A 17774-nucleotide genomic window follows, 5' to 3' on the forward strand; every position below is an offset into this window, starting at 1 on the left:
TCGCCACACCGCATACATGCCGGTTTCACGTGGTGAGCGGACCTCAGCTCTTGACGGCCTCCGCGATCCGCAGGGCGGCCTGGGCGGGTGTGAGGTGCGTGGTGTCGACGACCTCGGCCTCGGCGTGCAGCCATGTGCGGGCCGCCTCGGCGTAGGGCTCAAGGTATTTGAGACGGAACGGGGAGTCGGGGCCAAGAACAGTATCCCCCGCGATGCGCCCGCGGAGGGTGTCCTGGTCGGCGTGGAGGACGAAGTGTCGTACCGGAATGGCATGTTGGGCGAGGCCCGTGCTGATCTCGCGCCAGTACTGCTCGACCAGGACAGTCATGGGCACCACCAGAGTGCCGCCGGTGTAGTCGAGTACACGGCGGGCGGTCTCGACCACGAGCGGCCGCCACGGCGGCCAGTGCTGGAAGTTGTCCGTCTCGGGCAGCCCCGGCGTGATGTCCATGAGTGTCTCGCCGACCTTCTCGGCGTCGAACACCCGTGAATCCGGGATCAGCTGCTGCACGAGCGCACTGGTCGTCGTCTTGCCCGCGCCATGGGTGCCATTGAGCCATACGATCACGGGACCCCACGCTAGCGCTGTGCAAGCCGCGGGAACGGGCACGGCAGAAATCCGGTAAGCCCTGGCCTGGTTCTGAGGTCCGCCGTCTGACTGTCGGCATCCTCCTCCACAGTCACCCGCGTGACGGATCCCTCCTACCTTGCCGCGATCCAGAAGTCGTACGACACCATCGCCGCCGACTACGCGGAACTCGTCAAGTCCCCGACGGAGCTGGGTCCGTTGTCACGCGGTGAGGAATTCCTGGCGGCCTCACCCTGGCGGAAAACCACAGCGCACACCTGCGGCATGGGAAATCATGAAGCATGCGACCGGATGACTGGCACTGGCACCTCACCGAAGACGTCGACGACTTCCTCTCCCGAGCCGGAGACTTCCTGCGCTCGCAGCCCGGCCTGCACGTCATGCCGCTGACGTGGGCCGAGAGAGTGCGAAAGCGTGGGGCGGACGCGTACGGGACCGAAGCCCCCGTCTTCGGCGTGCTGGAGCGAGCGGGCGAGGTGCACGCCACCTTCTACCGCCTCCCACCCCGGGCCCTGTGCCCCACCCCGCTCACGCCTGAGCAGGCCGACTCCCTCGCCGCCCACCTGGCCGCCCTCGGGCACTCCCTTCCCTCCGTCAGCGCGGACCACGGCACGGCCATCGCTTTCGCAGAGGCCTGGCAGCGGCACACCGGCGCGACGGCGAAAATCCGCGACACACGGCTCCGTCTGTACCGCCTCGACACGCTCACCCCACCGGAGCCGCTACCGGCGGGCCGGGGCCGCGTCCTGGGCGACCAGGACCTTGAGCAAGTCATGTTCTGGTGCGGCGAGTTCGCCAAGGCCGTCGGGGAGGACGTCACCATCAACGCCGACTCCTGGGCCGACACCCGCTACGCCGACAAGCGCTACACGCTCTGGGAGACCCCGGACGGCACTCCCGTCTCCATAGCGGGCATGAACCCGATGATCGGCGGCCAGGTACAGGTGGACATCGTCTACACCCCGGCCGACCTACGCGGCCGCGGCTACGCGGGCGCCGTGACGGCGGAGGTGAGCCGGGCCGCGCTGACCGCCGGCGCGAAGGACGTCGTCCTGTTCGCGGACCAGTCCAACCCCACCAGCAACGCCCTCTATCAGCGCCTCGGCTATCGCACGCTCAAGGACTGGGCGGCGTACGACTTCTCGTGCGCCGAACCGGAAGTCAGGTGAAAAATTTCCCCATGATACGGGTACGCCCCATGCGCGAAGAGGACATCCACGACGTTTCGACGGTGCGCGTGAAAGGCTGGCAGGCCGCCTACCGGGGCATGGTGCCGCAGGACCACCTCGACGCGCTCACGGTCGCTGAAGACGCCCGCATGCGACGTGACATGTTCGCGCGCGGCGCGGGCAGCGTCCTCAACCTCGTCGCCGAAGAAAACGGCGTCGTGGTCGGCTGGGCGGCACTCGGCCCCTCCCGGGAAGAGGACCGGAAACCCCAGGACGGTGAACTGCTCGCCCTCTACGCGGCCCCTGACCGCCTCGGCACCGGGGTCGGAAAAGCGCTGATGCAGCAGGCGCTGGTCGCCGCCCAGGAGCGCTCGTTCCGCAAGCTCGTGCTGTGGGTGATCGCCGCCAACAAAAGAGCGCGCCGCTTCTACGAGCTGGGCGGCTTCGTACCGGACGGCCGCTCGGCGGACTGGTCGGTCAACGGCACGGCGGTCCCCGAAGTCCGCTACTGCAAAAATCTCGTGGGCGACGGCGGAACCGGCGCTCCGCACTCGGCGTCGTATCGATCATGATTTCGGGTCTGCACGGGCTGGACGTGGAAGAGCTGATCGACGACTGGGATTCGATCCGGCACGGGTACTTCCTGGGGGAGCACGACGAGACCCTGTTGGCGTGTGTGGAGGAACTTCGGCGGGCGCGGGCCGCCGAGCCCCGGGATCCGGACGCGGTGGCGTTCTTCACGTTCGGGCTGGTGCTGATGTACGGCCACGTGATGTCGGACGCGGAGTCCGCCGCGGCCGACCAGGCGGTGGTGGCGCTGTCGGCCGTGGCGTCGGATCCAGCCGTCGAACACCCCGTATGCGATCACGAAAACCACCCGTACGACAGCGAATTCGGCGACTTCAGCGACTTCGACGAGCACCTGGAGTCCTTCCCCGTACTGCTGTCACTGCTGGCCGGTGACTCCGAGTACGAGTGGCTGGACCTCAACCCGAACAGCAACCACCCCGACGCTGAATCCCATTGGCGTTGCCCTCACAACGTGGCCGGCTTCGCACGCTCGGCCACGACCGCCATCGGGCCCCGCCCCGGTAAGGATTGAGTCCCTCGTCCGAATACCGCATTGCCCGCGCCCGGTCTCTCCATTATGGTTTCCCCCATGACTGCCGGGTCGGCCTTGTGCCGTGAGCGGATTGGTTGCCCGGCCTCCGAGTGAGGTCGGGGCGGGCCAGGGGTCCGCCTGTTGACGCGCCGCGCGCCAATCACGCCAATCACCGTTTCTTCGCGATACTTCGCGTTCACGTTCGCGTTCTTCCGCGCGCGATGACCACTTCACCACCGCACCGTGGCGTGTGACGTACACGTGCGACGTACACCTGTGACGTACACGTGTGAACGAGCAATTCGGCCTGCCTGCCCATCGGAAATTCCCTATGCCGAATTCCGCCCGCAGCGCGCTGCGGCGATCCCCCCTGCCGAAAACAGCCACAGAAAGCAGAGAATGCCCAACCCCTTCAATCAGCAGATCATCGAAGAGTTCCGCGCCAACCACGGCGAAGTCGGCGGCTATTTCGAGGGCGCCCGGCTGATCCTCCTGACCACGACCGGCGCCCGTACCGGCAGCCGGCACACCACTCCCCTCGGCTACCTCCCCGACGGCGACGGCACGATCCTGGTCATCGCGTCGGCGGGTGGATCCCCCAAGCACCCCGACTGGTACCGGAACGTCGTCGCCAACCCCCGAGTCACCATCGAGAGCGGGGTGTTCACGTACGAGGCCGAGGCCGTCGTGCTGGACGGCGAGGAGCGGGACCGGGCGTTCGCGCGGGCGGTCGAGTCGGAACCGGGGTGGGCCGAGTACCAGGCGAAGACGGACCGCACGATCCCGGTCGTGGCCGTGCGGGAGCTCCCCGTGGCCGGCCCGCCGAACATCAACGCCGGCTCCATGGGCGAGGCCATCAAGGTCGTGCACGACGCTTTCCGTCGCGAACTCGCCCTGATCAAGAAGGAGTTGATCGACGGCAACGGCGAAGCCGGCCTCGGCGCCCAGCTCCGCGTCAACTGCCTCACCTTCTGCCAGGGCCTGCACAACCACCACACCGGCGAGGACACCATGCTGTTCCCGTTCCTGGCCGACCGCCACCCGGAACTGTCCCCCACACTCGGCCGCCTCCGGGAGGAGCACGAGCGGATCGCCGCCCTCGTCGAGGACCTCCGCCGGGTCGTGACGGCAGACGACGCCGACCCCGTCGCCGTACTCCCCGAAGTCGACCGGCTCATCGCCGAGTTGGAGGCCCACCTCGCGTACGAGGAGGAGCAGCTGATCCCGACCCTGGACGCCGCCACCACCTGAGCAACAAACCGGTGAGCGGCGGATGAGCCCTCGTCACGCCGCTCACCGGCTCACCACGGCAGAGCACGCGCATGCACCACATCCAGGCGCGACACCGCGCGCGTGAGCGCGACGTACAGCCGGTGCAGCCCCCGCGTCTCGGCCGCCACGATCGCCGCCGGCTCGACGACCACGACATGGTCGTACTCCAGCCCTTTCGCCACCCCCGCGCCCAGCACCACCACCCGCGCCCCGACTTCGTCCGGCCCACCCACCGCGACACCGGCCTCGTGGAGCGCGTTCCGCAGCCGTACGACATCGGCGTCGGCCGCGATGACCCCGACGGACCCCTCGCGCGTGAGCGCGTCACGCACCACAGCGACCGTCGCAACCACGACGGCCGCCGCATCCACGCAGCCCCCCTCGCCCACGCTCCGAATCCCCAACTCCCCATCCCTCCGCAGCGATCGGGCCGCAGGCACATCCACGCCCAACCGCCCCAGCAACCGATTGGCCAGCTGTACGACGGCCCCCGGCACCCGGAACCCGGTGGTCAGAGGTACCACCGCGGCGTCCGGTTTCCCCAGGTACGCGAGGAGGCGGGGCCAGTCGCGGGCGGCCCACGGGGTCGTCCCCTGCGCCAGGTCGCCCAGGACCGTCACCGAACCGAACGCGGCCCGGCGCCCGATCGCGCGGCACTCCATCGGGGAGAGGTCCTGGGCCTCGTCGACGACGACGTGGCCGTAGCCCTCGGGGTGCTGGAGCAGCCCGGCCACCTCGTCGAGGAGGACGAGGTCGGCGGCCGACCAGCGCGCGGACCGCCACGTACGCGGCGCCTTCGCCCACGACACGGCCTTCCGCTCGTCCGCGTCGAGCACGCCCTCCGCCGCACCGGCGAGCGCGTCCGGATCGCCGAGCAGCCGCGCCACGACCTCCTCCGGCCGCACCCGCGGCCATACGGCGTCGACGTACTCCCCCACCGGCCGCGACCGGGAGATCCGCTGCACCCAGGCGTTCGTGCGCGGTCCCGCCCGCAGCTCGGCCTGCCGCTGCAGCAGCCGTACGACCCGTGTCCGAACCCGCTCCCGGCCGACGTCGTACGGCGGTTCCGGTTCCTCCGCCCGTACGTCCGCCACGATCCGCCGGAGCGCGTCACCGGGCACCCGCCAGCGGTACGAACCGTCCGGCACGACAAGGGAGTCGGGGTGTGCCGTGGGCAGGTCGACGCCGGCGTACAGGGCCCGGCGGAGCACCTCGGCCATCCGGGCGTCGTGCTTGACGGTGGCGGCGCGTTCGTCGTCCTCGGCGGTGACCGGCTGCCGGGCGATCTCGTCGGTGACGGTCGACTGGCGCACACCGCTCTCGCCGAGCGCCGGGAGGACCTCTGCGATGTAGGAGAGGAAGGTCCGGTTGGGGCCGAGGATCAGCAGACCGCCGCGGCGGATGCGCTGCGGGTACGTGTAGAGGAGGTACGCGGCACGGTGCAGCCCGACCGCCGTCTTGCCGGTACCCGGGGCGCCCTGGACACAGACGGAGGCGGTGATATCCGCGCGGACCAGGTCGTCCTGCTCCGGCTGGATCGTGGCGGCGATGTCGCGCATGGGACCGACTCGGGGCCGCTCGATCTCGGCGACGAGAAGCCGACTGGTGGCCGGACCACCGTGCTCACCTTGGGTCAGGTGCTCATCCTCCATCCCGGTGAGGTCGGCGGAGTCACCCCGGCTCCCCGGCGCCCAGCCGAATCGGCGCCGGACGGCCACGCCCCGCGGATCACGGACGCTCGCCTGGTAGAAGGCACGGGACACGGGCGCACGCCAGTCCACGACGAGGGGCGGCAAGGCCGGATGCTCGCTGATGCGCAGCCGCCCGATGTGGTAACTCTGCCCGGCGTGACCGTCGGCATCGGCGTCGGCCTCGGCGAAATCAAGGCGCCCGAAGAACAACGGCCCCTCCGGCAGCTCCCGCAACTCCTTCGCATGGCTGCGCAGTTGATACCCGAGTACCTCGGCGTCGGCCCCCGAGGCCGAGACATCCTCGCCCACGACGACCCGCTCACCCGCCCCTTCGACCATGGCGGCGAAGGCGGCACGGCAGGTGTCGTGGTAGGTGCGCTCATGGATCAAGGCATGCCGGAGAACCGGCTCAGGAGACGTCATTCCACCGAGCGTACCGAAATAACGTAACCGAGTTAAATATTTTACCGATCCTCAGTCGCGACGGAGGCCCCCGGAAGCCACCCGAGCCCCTCCTCAAGCCGCCCGAACACCCGCTCGGCAGCGGCAACGGCGTCCCCCTCGACCTCGTCCGCCCGTTCCCCCCGCTCCATCCGCCGCCAGTTCTCCTCCGCCAGCACCCGCCGTACGGCCACGATCTGCGCGGCGGCGACCCGCGCGTCGAGGCCCCCACCCAGCACCTCGGCGAGCGCGGCCTCCGCCCGCTCCAGATGGCCGTACAACCGCGCGACCAGCGACGGCGCCCCGTACAGCATCCGATAGAACGCGAGCACCCGAGGATCGTCATTGAGCCCCGTGACGGGATCCCGCCGAGCCAGCCCCGCCAGAAAATGCGCCCGCACCGCCCCCACCACCGACTCCCCCTCGGCCCGCCCCGCCACGACCCGCGCGGACTCGGTCTCGTGATCGGCGATCCGGTACAGCACGAGATCCTCCTTCGCCGGGAAGTACCGAAAGAGGGTCGGCTTCGAAATCTCGGCGGCCGCGGCGACCTCCGCCACGGACACGGCATCGAACCCCTTCTCGACGAACAGCCGGACAGCGATCTCCGACACCGTCTCGTACATCCGCCGCTTCTTACGCTCCCGCAGCCCGATCTCGCTCATGGGGCGAGCCTACGCAGGCGGGATGCCGCGTACCTGAGACTGCCGCGGGCAGCTCACACACCCACGGGAACGTCGACTTCTCGTGTGCCACCGCACCCTCCATCCGACAGGGCACGAGCCGGACCAGGGTTCCGCGTGGAACGGACGGGCAGTCCCAGCGAAGCCATGGCAGCCTCCAACGTCATCCCATACGACTCCACCGCCCTGCGCACATTGGGAGCGTCGAGGCCGGCCCCGGTGACCAGCCGATCAAGGTCGATGTAGGCCGAACGGACAAGCTCGATCCGCCGGTAGACGAGCCAGTCCCGCTCCCAGTCCTTGGTGTGGGTGCTGGGAAGGCCGCTCGCCCAGCGGCGGAACATCCGGTCGCGGATCTCCGGCCGGGTCGGAGTGAGATGCATGTGCCGGACCAGGTCGTATAGCGGATCGCCGATCATCGCCATTTCCCAGTCGATGATGGTCAGACCGCCCTCGCGGCCGTTGCGCACCAGATTCCACGGGTTCAGGTCCCCGTGCAGGAGAGCCCGGGCACGCCCGGTGACCGTGAACCGGCCGAGGATCTGCTTGAGGCGGGGGCCGCCCGGCAGGCCCAGCAGCGATGCCTCCCGCTTGGACTCTTCGGGAAGCTCGTCGACGAGCCGTACGAGGTTGATGCTGAGCCAGTCGTAGAAGTCCGAACTGTCTGCGGCGGGGTCCAGCGACAGACCGCGCACATCCACCTGCGCCAGCGCACCCAACTGGTCGACGAGTTGGTCCGCCTCCCGGGGCAGAAGCCCGTGCACCGGATGCTCGGGAGCCCGTCCGGACGGGCCTTCGTACGTATGGATGGCGAACTGGCAGTGATGGTCGTGCCCGAGTGCCAGAACTTTGGGCGCCCTGATCCTGACAGGGGAAACCGAAGGCCCCGGGTAGCCCGATGATCCCAGGGCCTCCGAGTTCTGTGCGCTCCGCACGTTCAGGTCCTCAATGGCCTTCAGGACCGCGTGCTCGCTGAGGAACCCTCGTTCGCGGCGGGGAATCGATCCTGCCTTGCGCCTCACGACCACCGGTCGGGCGAAGCTGGGGTCGGACACAACAGTGTTGAGATGGGCCGTTCCCCTGAACACGTCCTCGGCGGGGACAGCGCCTTCCGTGATCAGGGCCTGCCGCCCCAGATCACGTGAGAAATCCGCCCGCTCGGACACACGCCTGTCCCACTTCACATGGAACGCCCTGGCAGGCAGCGACCCGCCCTGCTGCGCGAGCCGGGCGATCTGCCACCGGCACAGGGCACGCGCGATCTCGTCGGAGGTCGGCACCTGTACGAGCCTGAGCGGGTCGGCGGCCAGCAGCAACGAGCCGTGCAGGCGCTCCGCGGCCATCTGCTGTCTCAGCTCGTCGAACGAGTTCCCCAGCGCTCGCGTGGCCCTGATCACGTCGATGTAGGCGGCACGGGCCCGCTCGAAACCGACGTAGTGGAGATGGTCCCGAGCCACACCGCTGAGGGCCGTCGGCCTGATCCTCTGCATGGGGGCCGCCCATGCGTCCACCACCTCGCCCCACTGCCGCTCGGGGTACCGCGCGGACACGATATGCCTGACCAGGCCGTACAGCGGATCCCCGTACGCGGCGGACTTCCAGGCCACACAGACGACGGTGCGGCCGTCGCCACCGGAACGCCCCTCGTCGTCCAGGACGATCACCTTGTCCCGCCCCATCGCGGTGTGCAACAGACCGTACGGCCGACGGGTCATCGCGGGGACGCGGTCGACGAACAGACGCAGACCGTCGCCCGGAACTCCCAGCACCGCGAGCAGTCCACCGATTTCCGGCCAATTGGCCTGCCGAAGCCGCGCTTCCGTACGCCCCGCCAGCACTGTCAGGAACGCCCGGCTGTCCTTCTCGTTTCGGGGCCAGTCGGCGGGCAAGGGGGGCAGGCTCTCCTTGCGCACCTGGTGGAGGCCAGCGAGGAAGCGCCCGATCCCCTGGATCACGATCGAGTCGACGGGCTTGTCTCCCGGACACCGCTCAGCCAACGGCCTGCCGGGAACACAGACGTGCCCACTCGCCTGACCACAGGCGTCCGAGCACTCCGGAATCCCACGGAACTGGCTCCGGACAGCAGCGAGGACCTCCGACGCACCGTTCGGCCAGGCCCTGATCGCCAACTTGCTGCTCCTGGACACTCACGCGGGACCCCCGAGAAATAGGGGACCCGTCAAGAAAAGTGATGCACACACTAGCCCCACGCGCCCCTTGAGGTAGCAGAAGCACGGCCTTCCGGGGGATGGCTGCACGAGATGTCCCCCACGTGCGACAGGTGTGCAGCAGATATAACGCAGCGGTGTGCGCGCCGTTACCGCATCACTCGCCGAGAAGCTCCCAGGTCGCCTCGAACCACGACTTCCAGGCACCCACGGTGACCGAATCGTTGGAGTGCGGGTCGTCATCCATGACGCTGTGAGTCAAGGTCGATCCCATACCCAGGACGTCGACGACCTCCACTACCTCTCCGTCGTCCAGGGCCATGTGCCGTTTCACCGGGACGCGCCTCAGACGCCGCCTCGGCCGTGGGTCGTCCCTGTTCGACCTGACATACGGGTAGGGCAGTTCCACGTCGTCCGCGGGAAGCAGCATACGGATGGAGATGGCCGTCGGCTTGATGTCTCCCGCCCGGATACGTTCCTCCTGGGCGCGTACGTGGATGTCGATGGACTCGGACGTCAGCGTGAAGACATCCAGGGCGACCTTCGGAGCCTCGAAGGCGGCGCTGACGAGAGGGCCCAGCGTCACGGGCCCTCGCGCACCCTCCCGGCGCGCACCGCTCTGTACGGTCTGCCCCCGCAGCACCCGCGACCCACTGCCTTTGCGGGATTCGATCCACCCTTCGACGGCCAGGTCCCTGAGGACGCGCTGCACGGTGTGCCAGGAGACGCCGAACTCCTTCGCCAGGTCCCTCTGCGGCGGCAGGACGCTCCCGACCGCGTACGTACCTTCGGTCATACGGCGATACAGGCCGCTCCGGACCCGGTGAAACGCTCGGCCACCCTCTTCGACAGCAGGACTCTCATCCACAGGTTGGACCCGGGGCTCAAGTCGCCGTACGGCCTCGGCACTCTGCTCGGTGTGGGCGCCTTCACCTACCGGCAGTTCCGGCAACTGGCCGACCGGAACAGCAAGCAGGCATGCCCGGCGAAGTCGGACCCGCCGCCGCAGACGGAGGAGGCGACCGAACCAAAGCCGCGGGTGAGCACCTTCTGGCTGGTCCTGGCAGTGCTTTTCTTCCTGCTGCTGATGGCCCAGGCCTGAGCGATTACCGTCGGCGCTCGGAAGCTCTGGCGTCACTCGCCGGACTGACTACGGTGCCCTGACCACGTGCAGCACTGGCTCCAGGTCGTTCACGATGTGCTGCAGCTCGACACCCGCTTCGAGCAGTTCGTTGAGCTTTCTCTCGTTACGCGCGTAGCCCAGGAAGTGGACGCCGGCTTTCTGGGCCGCCTCGAAGTCCGTCGACGCGTCACCGATCATCAGGGAGAGCTTGGGGTCGGCGCCCATCGCGCTGAGGGCCTGGCGCAGGATGTAGGGGTCGGGCTTCATCAGGTCGAGGTTCTGCGTGCGGCCGTAGATGTACGGGAAGCAGTCGGTCAGGCCTCGGGTCTCGATGTAACGTGCCGCGGCCCGCGCCGAGTTGTTGGTCGTGACGGCGAAGCGGGCGCGCCTCGACCATGTCCTGATGAGCGGGTCGGCGTACTTGGTCGGATACGCCTTGGCCGCGGCCGTCAGCTCTTGCTGGGTGAGCCACTCCTCCAAGTCTGCTATCAGATCGCTGCTCGGATGCCGACTGCCGAGATTGCGCAGCACCACCTGGGGGTCTCCTGTCGTGCGTTCCTTCTCCTCCAGCAGCCCACCCAGCCCCCGCTTCTCGATCAACTGCCGTAGCGCTATCGCCACCTCATGCGCGGGATGCCCCGCGAACAACCGACAGATCGGGCCGTCCAGGTCCCAGAGCACGTAGCGGACGGGGGTGATCAGGGTTCGCAGGGTCTCTGTGTCTGCTGTCACCGGTTCAGTCTGCGCTGTATCAGGAGTCACTAGGAGAGTGTCAGGTCCGTGGTGATTGTTTCCCAGAGGGCGTCGAACCATTGCTGGGACTGCTCGACGAAGGCGGCGTCGCGTTGACCGGTCTCCTTCTCGAAGGAGAAGAGGAGGGACTGGGTGCCGAAGGCGTCGTACATCTCCAGGGTGCCGCCGTCCATCTGCTCCTCGCGCTTCATGAGCATGTAGTAGGCGATCAGGGCCTCCCGGCCGTTGAGGAGGTAGAGCTTGACCGGCGGGGTGAAGGGGAGGGCGCGGAAGGTCACGCGGACGTCGAGGCCGTGGGAGGTACGCAGGGCCTCAAGGTTGTGGCGCAGGACGCGGACCTGGGCGTTGCGCTGCTCGAGCCAGCGCTTGTGGACGGGGTCCTCCTCGTCGTCCTCGCCCCGGGCCTCCACCGGGACCGGGAAGGCCAGGTTGATCTTCCGGGAGGGGAGGAGGATGCGGACGTCGATGGACTCCGGGCGGATCGTTCCCTCGTGGATGAGGCGGACCGGTTCACCGAGGGCCATCATCAGGGTCTCGGCGGTGAGGCAGGCCGCGTCGACGCGCACATGCGGCGCGGAGAAGGCGTCGGCCAGGCGCGGGGCGAGGCCCACCATCGTCGGCTGGGGATCGTGGCTCGTGGTGGGGGTGGTCTCGGCGACCCTGGGCGGGCTCCCCTTGCTCACATTGCTCAGCAACCCGTCGTCCTGCAGGGCACGCAGGGCCTGACGCACCGTGCCGCGCTCCACGCCGAACTCCTCCGCCAGTTCGGCCTGGGTGGGCAGGCGTTCGCCGGGGCCGAGGTCACCACTGCGGATGCGGTCCCGCAGGGTGTCGGCGATCTCCTGGGACGAGAGCCTTCTGCTGCCGTTCACTGCAACGTTCTCCTGGGTCACGACCAAACGCTACAACTCGTGTCCATCTTTGGGGAGTTCCAAGGAAGGTGGTTATGAGTATCGACCAAGTGGGAACAACTTAAACTGAGTTGGTTGCCAACTTGGCGAAGTTGGCGGAAGTCCATCCTCCTCTCGCGGATCGTTGGCAAGTAGCGGCAACCAGCAAGTGCATCCGGCACAAGCACGGCCAGACCGAAGGAGGTACCACCATGCCCGTCATCGCTCTTCTCTCCGCGCTCGCGGTCGTCGCCTTCCAGCGGTTCGTCGAGTGGCAGTACGGCACGATGGGAATCATCGGCCTGCTGTTCCTCACGATCGGGCTGAAGGCCAGGAACCACACCTGCAGCTCCATCGGCGCGGTCGTCCTCGCTCTGGTGTTCGCCGGCCCCGCCCTGTGACCGCCATCAGCGTCATGGCCATCAGCGTCATCGGTGTCATCAGCTCGTGAGCAGCAGCTCCGAGCTGATGGTCTCCCACAGCGCGTTGAACCAGAGGTGCGACTGTTCCACGAACGTCGTGTCCCGCAAGGCCGAGGTCGCGCCCTGCTCGAAGGCGAACAGCATGGACTGGGTGCCCTCGGCGTCGTACATCTCCAGCTGCTCACTGCCCACTTCCGCCTCCTTCCGCTGCACGGTGTAGTACGCGAAGAGCGCCTCCGAGCCGTTCAGGAGGTACAGCTTCACCGGCGGCGTGAAGGGCAGCGCACGGAAACTGACGTGGACGTCGATGCCGTGCGTGGACCGTAACGCCAGCAGGTTGTGCTGCAGGACCTGCCCCTGGGCGTTGCGCTGGGCCAGCCAGCGGCGCTGCAGCCGGCCGTCGAGCGAGGCGTCGACCGGCGTCGGGAAGGCGAGCGCGATGTCGCGGCTGGGCAGCAGCACCCGGACATCGACCCTGGCCGGTTTTATGCGCCCCGCGTGAATCTCCCGCAACGGCTCACCCACGGCGAGCGTGAGGGACACGGACGTCAGACAGAGGGCGTCGATCTCCACATGAGGGGCCGCGAAGGCGCTGGATACGCGGGGTCCGAGCTCCACCATCGTGGGCCGCGGCGCCAACCCGGGCCCGCCGGCCGAGGGCTTTACCAGGCGTGAGGCCACCGTGGCCGGGCTTCCCTTGGAAACGTTGGTGAGCAGGTGCTCCGACTGCAGGATGCGCAGCGCCTGGCGTACGGCCCCCCGCTCCACCCCGAACTCGTCCGCCAACTTCGCCTGGGTGGGCATGCGTTGCCCCGGTCGCAGCTCGCCGGACCGGATCCGGCTGCGCAACACGTCGGCCACCTCGTGATGTGACCTCTGGGGCCGCTGTGACGACTTCCGTCCATCGACGGCCGTGCGTTCCCGCTCCACGAACAAACACTACAACTTCGCGCCATCTTTGGGCAGTTCATGGGAAGGTGGTTATGAGATGACTCCAAGCGGACATAAGTAAGGTGGAGTTGGTCGCCAACTTTTCCGACATGGTCAAACTTTCGGATGGTTGGTGACTCTGGCAACTGCCACACAGACTGACCGATCGACCTCCCTTCCGGAGGGGAGCCGGGAGTTCGACCGGTCCGCACAGTCACAACTGAATGGTTCAGCCACAACTGAATGCGCAGCCACAACCACAACTGAATAGCTACGGATGACACAACCGAACAGCTACGGATACCCGCACACGATCAAGGAAAGGTCCCAGAAGAACTCCCAGAACAACTCCCAGAACAACTCTCAGAATCAGAAGATGTCCGGGCACCAAGGGCGCCTGGACGTCCGCAGCAGGGCGTCGGCGACAGAGGCGGCGCCCTTCCGCTGTTCCCGCACCCGGCCGAGCGCGGCGAGCCGCACAGCCGACTCGTCGCCCAGCCACAGCACCGCCAGATCCGCCGCCTCCAGGACGAGGTCGGCGCCCTCGCTCGTCGGCACACAACTCGCGCCGTCCGGCCCGGCGTCCAGCCGGTAACGCCCACCGGCCAACCCGTCCCGGTCGACGACATCAAGGACAAGGGTCCCCGTACCCGTGTACGACCGAGCCTCCAGCGCCCGTACGACATCCAGGATCCGCACCCACATCCAGTCGGCCTGGGCGGTGATCCGGGCGCCGCGCGGGTCGGGAAGGAAGAGCGGAAGGAGGTCGTCGGGAGCCCTCCACCCCGACTTGACCTTGGTGATCCAGTCGATCGAGCAGAGGTACTGCCACAGGGCGCGCTCGGCGGCCGGGGTCGTCGTGATCAGCCAGTTGACGTCGGCCGTGTCGTGCGGCTGCTTGTCATGCCAGTTGTCGTCGCACTCGTACGAGACGATCCCGTCGACCTCGCCGGCCGCCGAGCGGTACACCGCGTAGAACGGCTCGGTCCATCCCGAACCGAGCCGCAGATCACCGGTGTTGATCCGCCACCAGCGCTCGTCACGGCTGACCGCGCCGGGCTGGGCACGGCGGAGCCGCTCGTGGAGTTCGGGTCCGAGTTTGCGTACGTCCGCGGCGTCGACGAGGTCGATGCGGCCGCCGTCCGCCGGGCCGGACCATCGCCGGTCGAGGCCGGTGCGGGGTACGTCGATGGTCCACTCGGTGGACCAGGTGGCGGGGCCGAAGCCATAGCGGCCGTAGATCGGGTACTCGGCGGCGATCAGGGTGGCGACGACGTCACCGCGTTCCTTCGCGGCCGTGAGGTCCGTGGCCATCATCCGGCTGAGGATGCCCCGGCGGCGGTGGGTGGCGGTGACGGTGACGTTCGAGATGGCGTCGGCGGGTACGGTCCGGCCGCCGACCGCGGTCAGCTCCTGGGCGAAGGAACGGAACGTCCCCACGCAACGATCCCCGTCGAAGGCGCCCAGCGCACGGGACGGGACGATGTGGGACGAGCGGTCCTTGAGCTCTTCCTCGGAGAGGGACTGCGGGGCGCGCAGGAACCCGACGTCCAGCGCACGGAGCCAGACCGGAATCTCCTCTTCGGTGATGGCACGTACGTCGATGTCCTGTGCGGAGGCGTGTGCGGAGGCGTGTGCGGCGGCGTGCTGGGCGTCCAGTGCGGGGCTCATGGCATCACGCTAGGGCGACGAGACCCAGGGTGTCGCGCCCTTTTTCCGGGCTGACGACGGCCGTCCGCCGTCAGCCCGGAAACCCCTCACGTAAGCAGATCGTCCACCTGGGCCTCGCCCTCGCGGTACCGGCGGGCGATCTCGGCGCTGCAGTCGTCGGCCGTGCGCTGGAGCCGTCGGCGGCGGCCGGAGACCTGCCGCTCGTAGCGGACGAGGCGGTTCAGACCGGCGCCGAGTTCGTCGTCGGTGCGGGCGGCGAGGTCGGACAGTTCAACCTCGGCGAGCATCTCGGCGGCCAGCAGGCGGTACTCCTCCCCGTGCGGGGTACCCACGGTGACGTGCCGGGCCGACGAACGCTGGCGGGCCGGGGCGTCGGTGAGGATCTCCGGAAGCAGGTCGACCAGCGCGGACGCCCGCCCGCCCGCCGACTCCGCCGGCTCCGCCGCCCCACCCCTGCGCGCCAGCTCGGCCCGCAGGATGTCGATACGCCCCTGGAGCAGCCGCCGCACATAGCTGAGGTCGGCCTCGTCCCGCTGGGCGTCCCGGCGCAGTACGCGCAGCTCGGGCAGCCGCAGCCGGGACAGCTCGCGCTCGGGCTGGTCGGGCGGCAGCAGCGGGCCGCTGTCCGTGCGCTGGGCCGGCGGCCGGCAGACACCGGGTCCGGGTGCGGGCCCGGACCCCGGGCTCGTACGGGTAAACGTGGCAGTGTCCGGGGGCTGCCCGGTACTCGATGTGCTCATACGCCTCAACCGTCCCCTCGACCGGTGTGTGTGAGCATGGTGCCACTCCCCGTGGCCGCCATGTGACCGAGTCACCGCGAGCCACCCCCAGATGGGCGGTAATGGATCAATGAGGAAGACCGGGCAAAGCACTCCTCAAACGTCGTTGATCACGAACCCCCCGTAAGGGGGACCCCCTTGCGTACGGCCGATGGACGGCGGCGGCATCATGGTGGGCATGCGTGCGGTGGTGCAGAGGGTCGACGGTGCGAGCGTCGTCGTGAACGGTGAGACGGTCGGGGAGATCGAGGGCGAGGGCTTGTGCGTCCTGGTCGGGGTGACCCACGACGACACCAAGGAGAAGGCGGCGCAGCTCGCCCGCAAGCTGTGGTCCGTACGGATGCTGCACGACGAGAAGTCATGCAGCGACATCGACGCGCACCTGCTCGTGATCAGCCAGTTCACCCTCTACGGCGACGTCCGCAAGGGCCGCCGCCCCACCTGGAACGCGGCGGCCCCGGGCGACGTGGCCGAACCGCTGGTCGACGAGGTCGTCGCCCAACTGCGCTCCCTCGGCGCAACGGTCGCCACCGGCCGCTTCGGCGCCCAGATGCGGGTGTCACTGACGAACGACGGCCCGTTCACGGTGCTGCTGGAGGTATAGGGCACCCGCGGCTGGGTCATCCGGCAACACCTACGGCTCTACGACCACTTCCTGCGCCGCCGCCGTCGTGTCGGCCAGCAGGCGTGCGTCCACCGGCACGTTGCGCTTGATCAGGGCCAGGGCGACCGGGCCCAGTTCGTGGTGGCGTACGGACGTGGTGATGAAGCCGATCTTGCGGCCTTCCGGGCCGTCGTCCGCGAGCCGGATCTCCGCACCGCGCGGCGGAAGATGGACCTCGCTGCCGTCGAGGTGGAGGAAGACGAGCCGCCGCGGAGGCTTGCCGAGGTTCTGGACCCGGGCGACGGTCTCCTGGCCCCGGTAGCAGCCCTTCTGGAGATGGACCGCGCTGCCGATCCAGCCCAGCTCGTGCGGGATGGTCCGGTGATCGGTCTCGAAGCCGAGCCGGGGCCGGTGGTGCTCGACACGCAGCGCCTCGTACGCCAACAGCCCTGCCGCCGGACCGGACTTCTCGGCGTACGACTCCAGGTCGGCGCGCGGAAGGAACAGATCACGGCCGTACGGCGTCTCGCGTACGACGACGCCCTCCGGAGCCTCGGCGATCGAACCGGCCGGAAGATGCACGACCGCGAAGTCGTCCGTCCGGTCGGCCACCTCCACCCGGTAGAAGAACTTCATCGACTCCAGGTACGCGAGCAACGCCTCCCGCGTGTCCGTGCCCGGCTCGACATGGGCCCAGACCGTCGAGCCGTCGTCGACGAGATACAGCGCGTGCTCGATGTGCCCGTTGGCGGAGAGGATCAGCGCCTCGGTGGCCTGCCCGGGAGGGAGTTCGCTGACGTGCTGGGTGAGCAGCAGATGCAGCCAGCTGAGCCGGTCCTCGCCGGACACGGTGATGACACCCCGGTGGGAGAGGTCGACGAATCCGATGCCGTCGGCGAGGGCACGCTGTTCGCGGAACAGGTCGCCGTAGTGGGCGGCGACACTTTCGTCCACCCCTTCCGCGGGGACCGCGCCGGGCAGGGACAACAGTGGGCTCTTCATACGCATAAGCCTACGACTCGGTAGTTGAAGCCTTGGTGGTTGCCTTGAGCGTGCAGTCCTTGCACCGCCCGAAGATCGCGAAGTGCTTCAGGTCGGTGTCGAAGCCGAAGGTGCCGCGCAGCTTGGCCGTGAACGCCGCTGCCACGTCCACGTCCGCCTCGATGACGTTCTCGCAGTCACGGCAGACCAGGTGGATGTGGTGGTGCCGGTCGGCAAGGTGGTACGTCGGCGCCCCGTGCCCCAGGTGGGCGTGGCTGACCAGGCCCAGCTCCTCCAAGAGCTCCAAGGTCCGGTAAACCGTGGAAATGTTGACCCCCGACGCCGTCTTCCTCACTTCCACGAGGATGTCGTCGGGGGTCGCGTGCTCAAGGCTGTCCACGGCTTCGAGGACAAGTTGGCGCTGCGGGGTCAACCGGTACCCGCGCTGCCTGAGGTCGCTCTTCCAGTCGGTGCTCACCACACGCCCAGTCTAGGGCGGGGAGCGC

General features: G+C 68.5%; 19 protein-coding genes. 7 read left to right on the forward strand and 12 right to left on the reverse strand.

The features are described from left to right. Positions 1-43: 43 nt before the first annotated feature. Positions 44-568, reverse strand: coding sequence for an AAA family ATPase (locus F3T56_RS23720; RefSeq protein WP_149827400.1), 525 nt, complete (start codon positions 566-568; stop codon positions 44-46). 302 nt (positions 569-870) lie between these two features. Between F3T56_RS23720 and F3T56_RS23730 the strand changes: the two genes are divergently transcribed. The 4 genes from F3T56_RS23730 (at position 871) to F3T56_RS23745 (ending at position 4111) form a co-directional block, all read left to right on the forward strand. Then, positions 871-1758, forward strand: coding sequence for a GNAT family N-acetyltransferase (locus F3T56_RS23730; RefSeq protein WP_149827401.1), 888 nt, complete (start codon positions 871-873; stop codon positions 1756-1758). 11 nt (positions 1759-1769) lie between these two features. Beyond that, on the forward strand, positions 1770-2330 hold the full coding sequence (locus tag F3T56_RS23735) for a GNAT family N-acetyltransferase (protein WP_246203790.1): 561 nt from the start codon (positions 1770-1772) through the stop codon (positions 2328-2330). Further along, positions 2327-2860, forward strand: coding sequence for a hypothetical protein (locus F3T56_RS23740; protein WP_149827402.1), 534 nt, complete (start codon positions 2327-2329; stop codon positions 2858-2860). Before F3T56_RS23735 ends, F3T56_RS23740 begins: the two co-directional genes overlap by 4 nt. 399 nt (positions 2861-3259) lie before the next feature. Beyond that, positions 3260-4111, forward strand: a complete 852-nt coding sequence (locus F3T56_RS23745; protein ID WP_149827403.1) for a nitroreductase/quinone reductase family protein — start codon at positions 3260-3262, stop codon at positions 4109-4111. 50 nt (positions 4112-4161) lie between these two features. On the opposite strand, the gene F3T56_RS23750 is transcribed toward F3T56_RS23745, so the two are convergent. The 4 genes from F3T56_RS23750 to F3T56_RS23765 form a co-directional block, all read right to left on the reverse strand. Beyond that, on the reverse strand, positions 4162-6246 hold the full coding sequence (locus F3T56_RS23750; RefSeq protein WP_149827404.1) for a HelD family protein: 2085 nt from the start codon (positions 6244-6246) through the stop codon (positions 4162-4164). A 41-nt stretch (positions 6247-6287) separates the two neighbouring features. After that, positions 6288-6929, reverse strand: coding sequence for a TetR/AcrR family transcriptional regulator (locus F3T56_RS23755; RefSeq protein ID WP_149827405.1), 642 nt, complete (start codon positions 6927-6929; stop codon positions 6288-6290). 53 nt (positions 6930-6982) lie between these two features. Continuing rightward, positions 6983-8836 (reverse strand): aminoglycoside phosphotransferase family protein, encoded by a 1854-nt coding sequence (locus F3T56_RS23760; protein WP_425473605.1) that lies wholly within the window; start codon positions 8834-8836, stop codon positions 6983-6985. A gap of 436 nt (positions 8837-9272) precedes the next feature. Continuing rightward, positions 9273-9983, reverse strand: coding sequence for a winged helix-turn-helix domain-containing protein (locus tag F3T56_RS23765; protein WP_281291888.1), 711 nt, complete (start codon positions 9981-9983; stop codon positions 9273-9275). Between F3T56_RS23765 and F3T56_RS23770 the strand changes: the two genes are divergently transcribed. Further along, positions 9939-10217, forward strand: coding sequence for a hypothetical protein (locus F3T56_RS23770; protein WP_149827408.1), 279 nt, complete (start codon positions 9939-9941; stop codon positions 10215-10217). The two genes, F3T56_RS23765 and F3T56_RS23770, sit on opposite strands and share 45 nt — an antisense overlap. A gap of 48 nt (positions 10218-10265) precedes the next feature. On the opposite strand, the gene F3T56_RS23775 is transcribed toward F3T56_RS23770, so the two are convergent. Together F3T56_RS23775 and F3T56_RS23780 are read right to left on the reverse strand one after the other, a co-directional pair. After that, positions 10266-10970: an HAD family hydrolase gene (locus tag F3T56_RS23775; protein ID WP_149827409.1), complete on the reverse strand. Its 705-nt coding sequence runs from the start codon at positions 10968-10970 to the stop codon at positions 10266-10268. A 29-nt stretch (positions 10971-10999) separates the two neighbouring features. Next, positions 11000-11890, reverse strand: a complete 891-nt coding sequence (locus tag F3T56_RS23780) for a FadR/GntR family transcriptional regulator (protein ID WP_149827410.1) — start codon at positions 11888-11890, stop codon at positions 11000-11002. Positions 11891-12093: 203 nt separating this feature from the next. Between F3T56_RS23780 and F3T56_RS23785 the strand changes: the two genes are divergently transcribed. Further along, positions 12094-12282 (forward strand): hypothetical protein, encoded by a 189-nt coding sequence (locus tag F3T56_RS23785; protein ID WP_149827411.1) that lies wholly within the window; start codon positions 12094-12096, stop codon positions 12280-12282. A gap of 39 nt (positions 12283-12321) precedes the next feature. Here F3T56_RS23785 and F3T56_RS23790 read toward each other — a convergent pair whose 3' ends face one another. From F3T56_RS23790 to F3T56_RS23800, 3 genes are all read right to left on the reverse strand, one after another. Next, on the reverse strand, positions 12322-13239 hold the full coding sequence (locus tag F3T56_RS23790) for a winged helix-turn-helix domain-containing protein (protein WP_172639097.1): 918 nt from the start codon (positions 13237-13239) through the stop codon (positions 12322-12324). Between the two features lie 363 nt (positions 13240-13602). Beyond that, positions 13603-14904 (reverse strand): GNAT family N-acetyltransferase, encoded by a 1302-nt coding sequence (locus F3T56_RS23795; protein ID WP_149827413.1) that lies wholly within the window; start codon positions 14902-14904, stop codon positions 13603-13605. A gap of 86 nt (positions 14905-14990) precedes the next feature. Next, a complete protein-coding gene (locus tag F3T56_RS23800) occupies positions 14991-15644 on the reverse strand; it encodes an RsiG family protein (protein WP_149827414.1) in 654 nt (217 codons plus the stop codon). 217 nt (positions 15645-15861) lie between these two features. Here F3T56_RS23800 and dtd point away from each other — a divergent pair, with 217 nt between their 5' ends. Continuing rightward, complete coding sequence (gene dtd, locus F3T56_RS23805; RefSeq protein ID WP_149827477.1) at positions 15862-16287, forward strand: D-aminoacyl-tRNA deacylase; 426 nt, start codon at positions 15862-15864, stop codon at positions 16285-16287. 30 nt (positions 16288-16317) lie between these two features. Here the strand turns inward: dtd and ygfZ are convergent, their stop codons facing one another. Together ygfZ and F3T56_RS23815 are read right to left on the reverse strand one after the other, a co-directional pair. Next, positions 16318-17289: a CAF17-like 4Fe-4S cluster assembly/insertion protein YgfZ gene (gene ygfZ, locus F3T56_RS23810; RefSeq protein WP_149827415.1), complete on the reverse strand. Its 972-nt coding sequence runs from the start codon at positions 17287-17289 to the stop codon at positions 16318-16320. Positions 17290-17299: 10 nt separating this feature from the next. Then, positions 17300-17749, reverse strand: a complete 450-nt coding sequence (locus tag F3T56_RS23815) for a Fur family transcriptional regulator (protein WP_149827416.1) — start codon at positions 17747-17749, stop codon at positions 17300-17302. Between the last annotated feature and the right edge of the window lie 25 nt (positions 17750-17774).

It is taken from the genome of Streptomyces tailanensis (assembly GCF_008386495.1).
GTDB lineage: Bacteria > Actinomycetota > Actinomycetes > Streptomycetales > Streptomycetaceae > Streptomyces > Streptomyces tailanensis.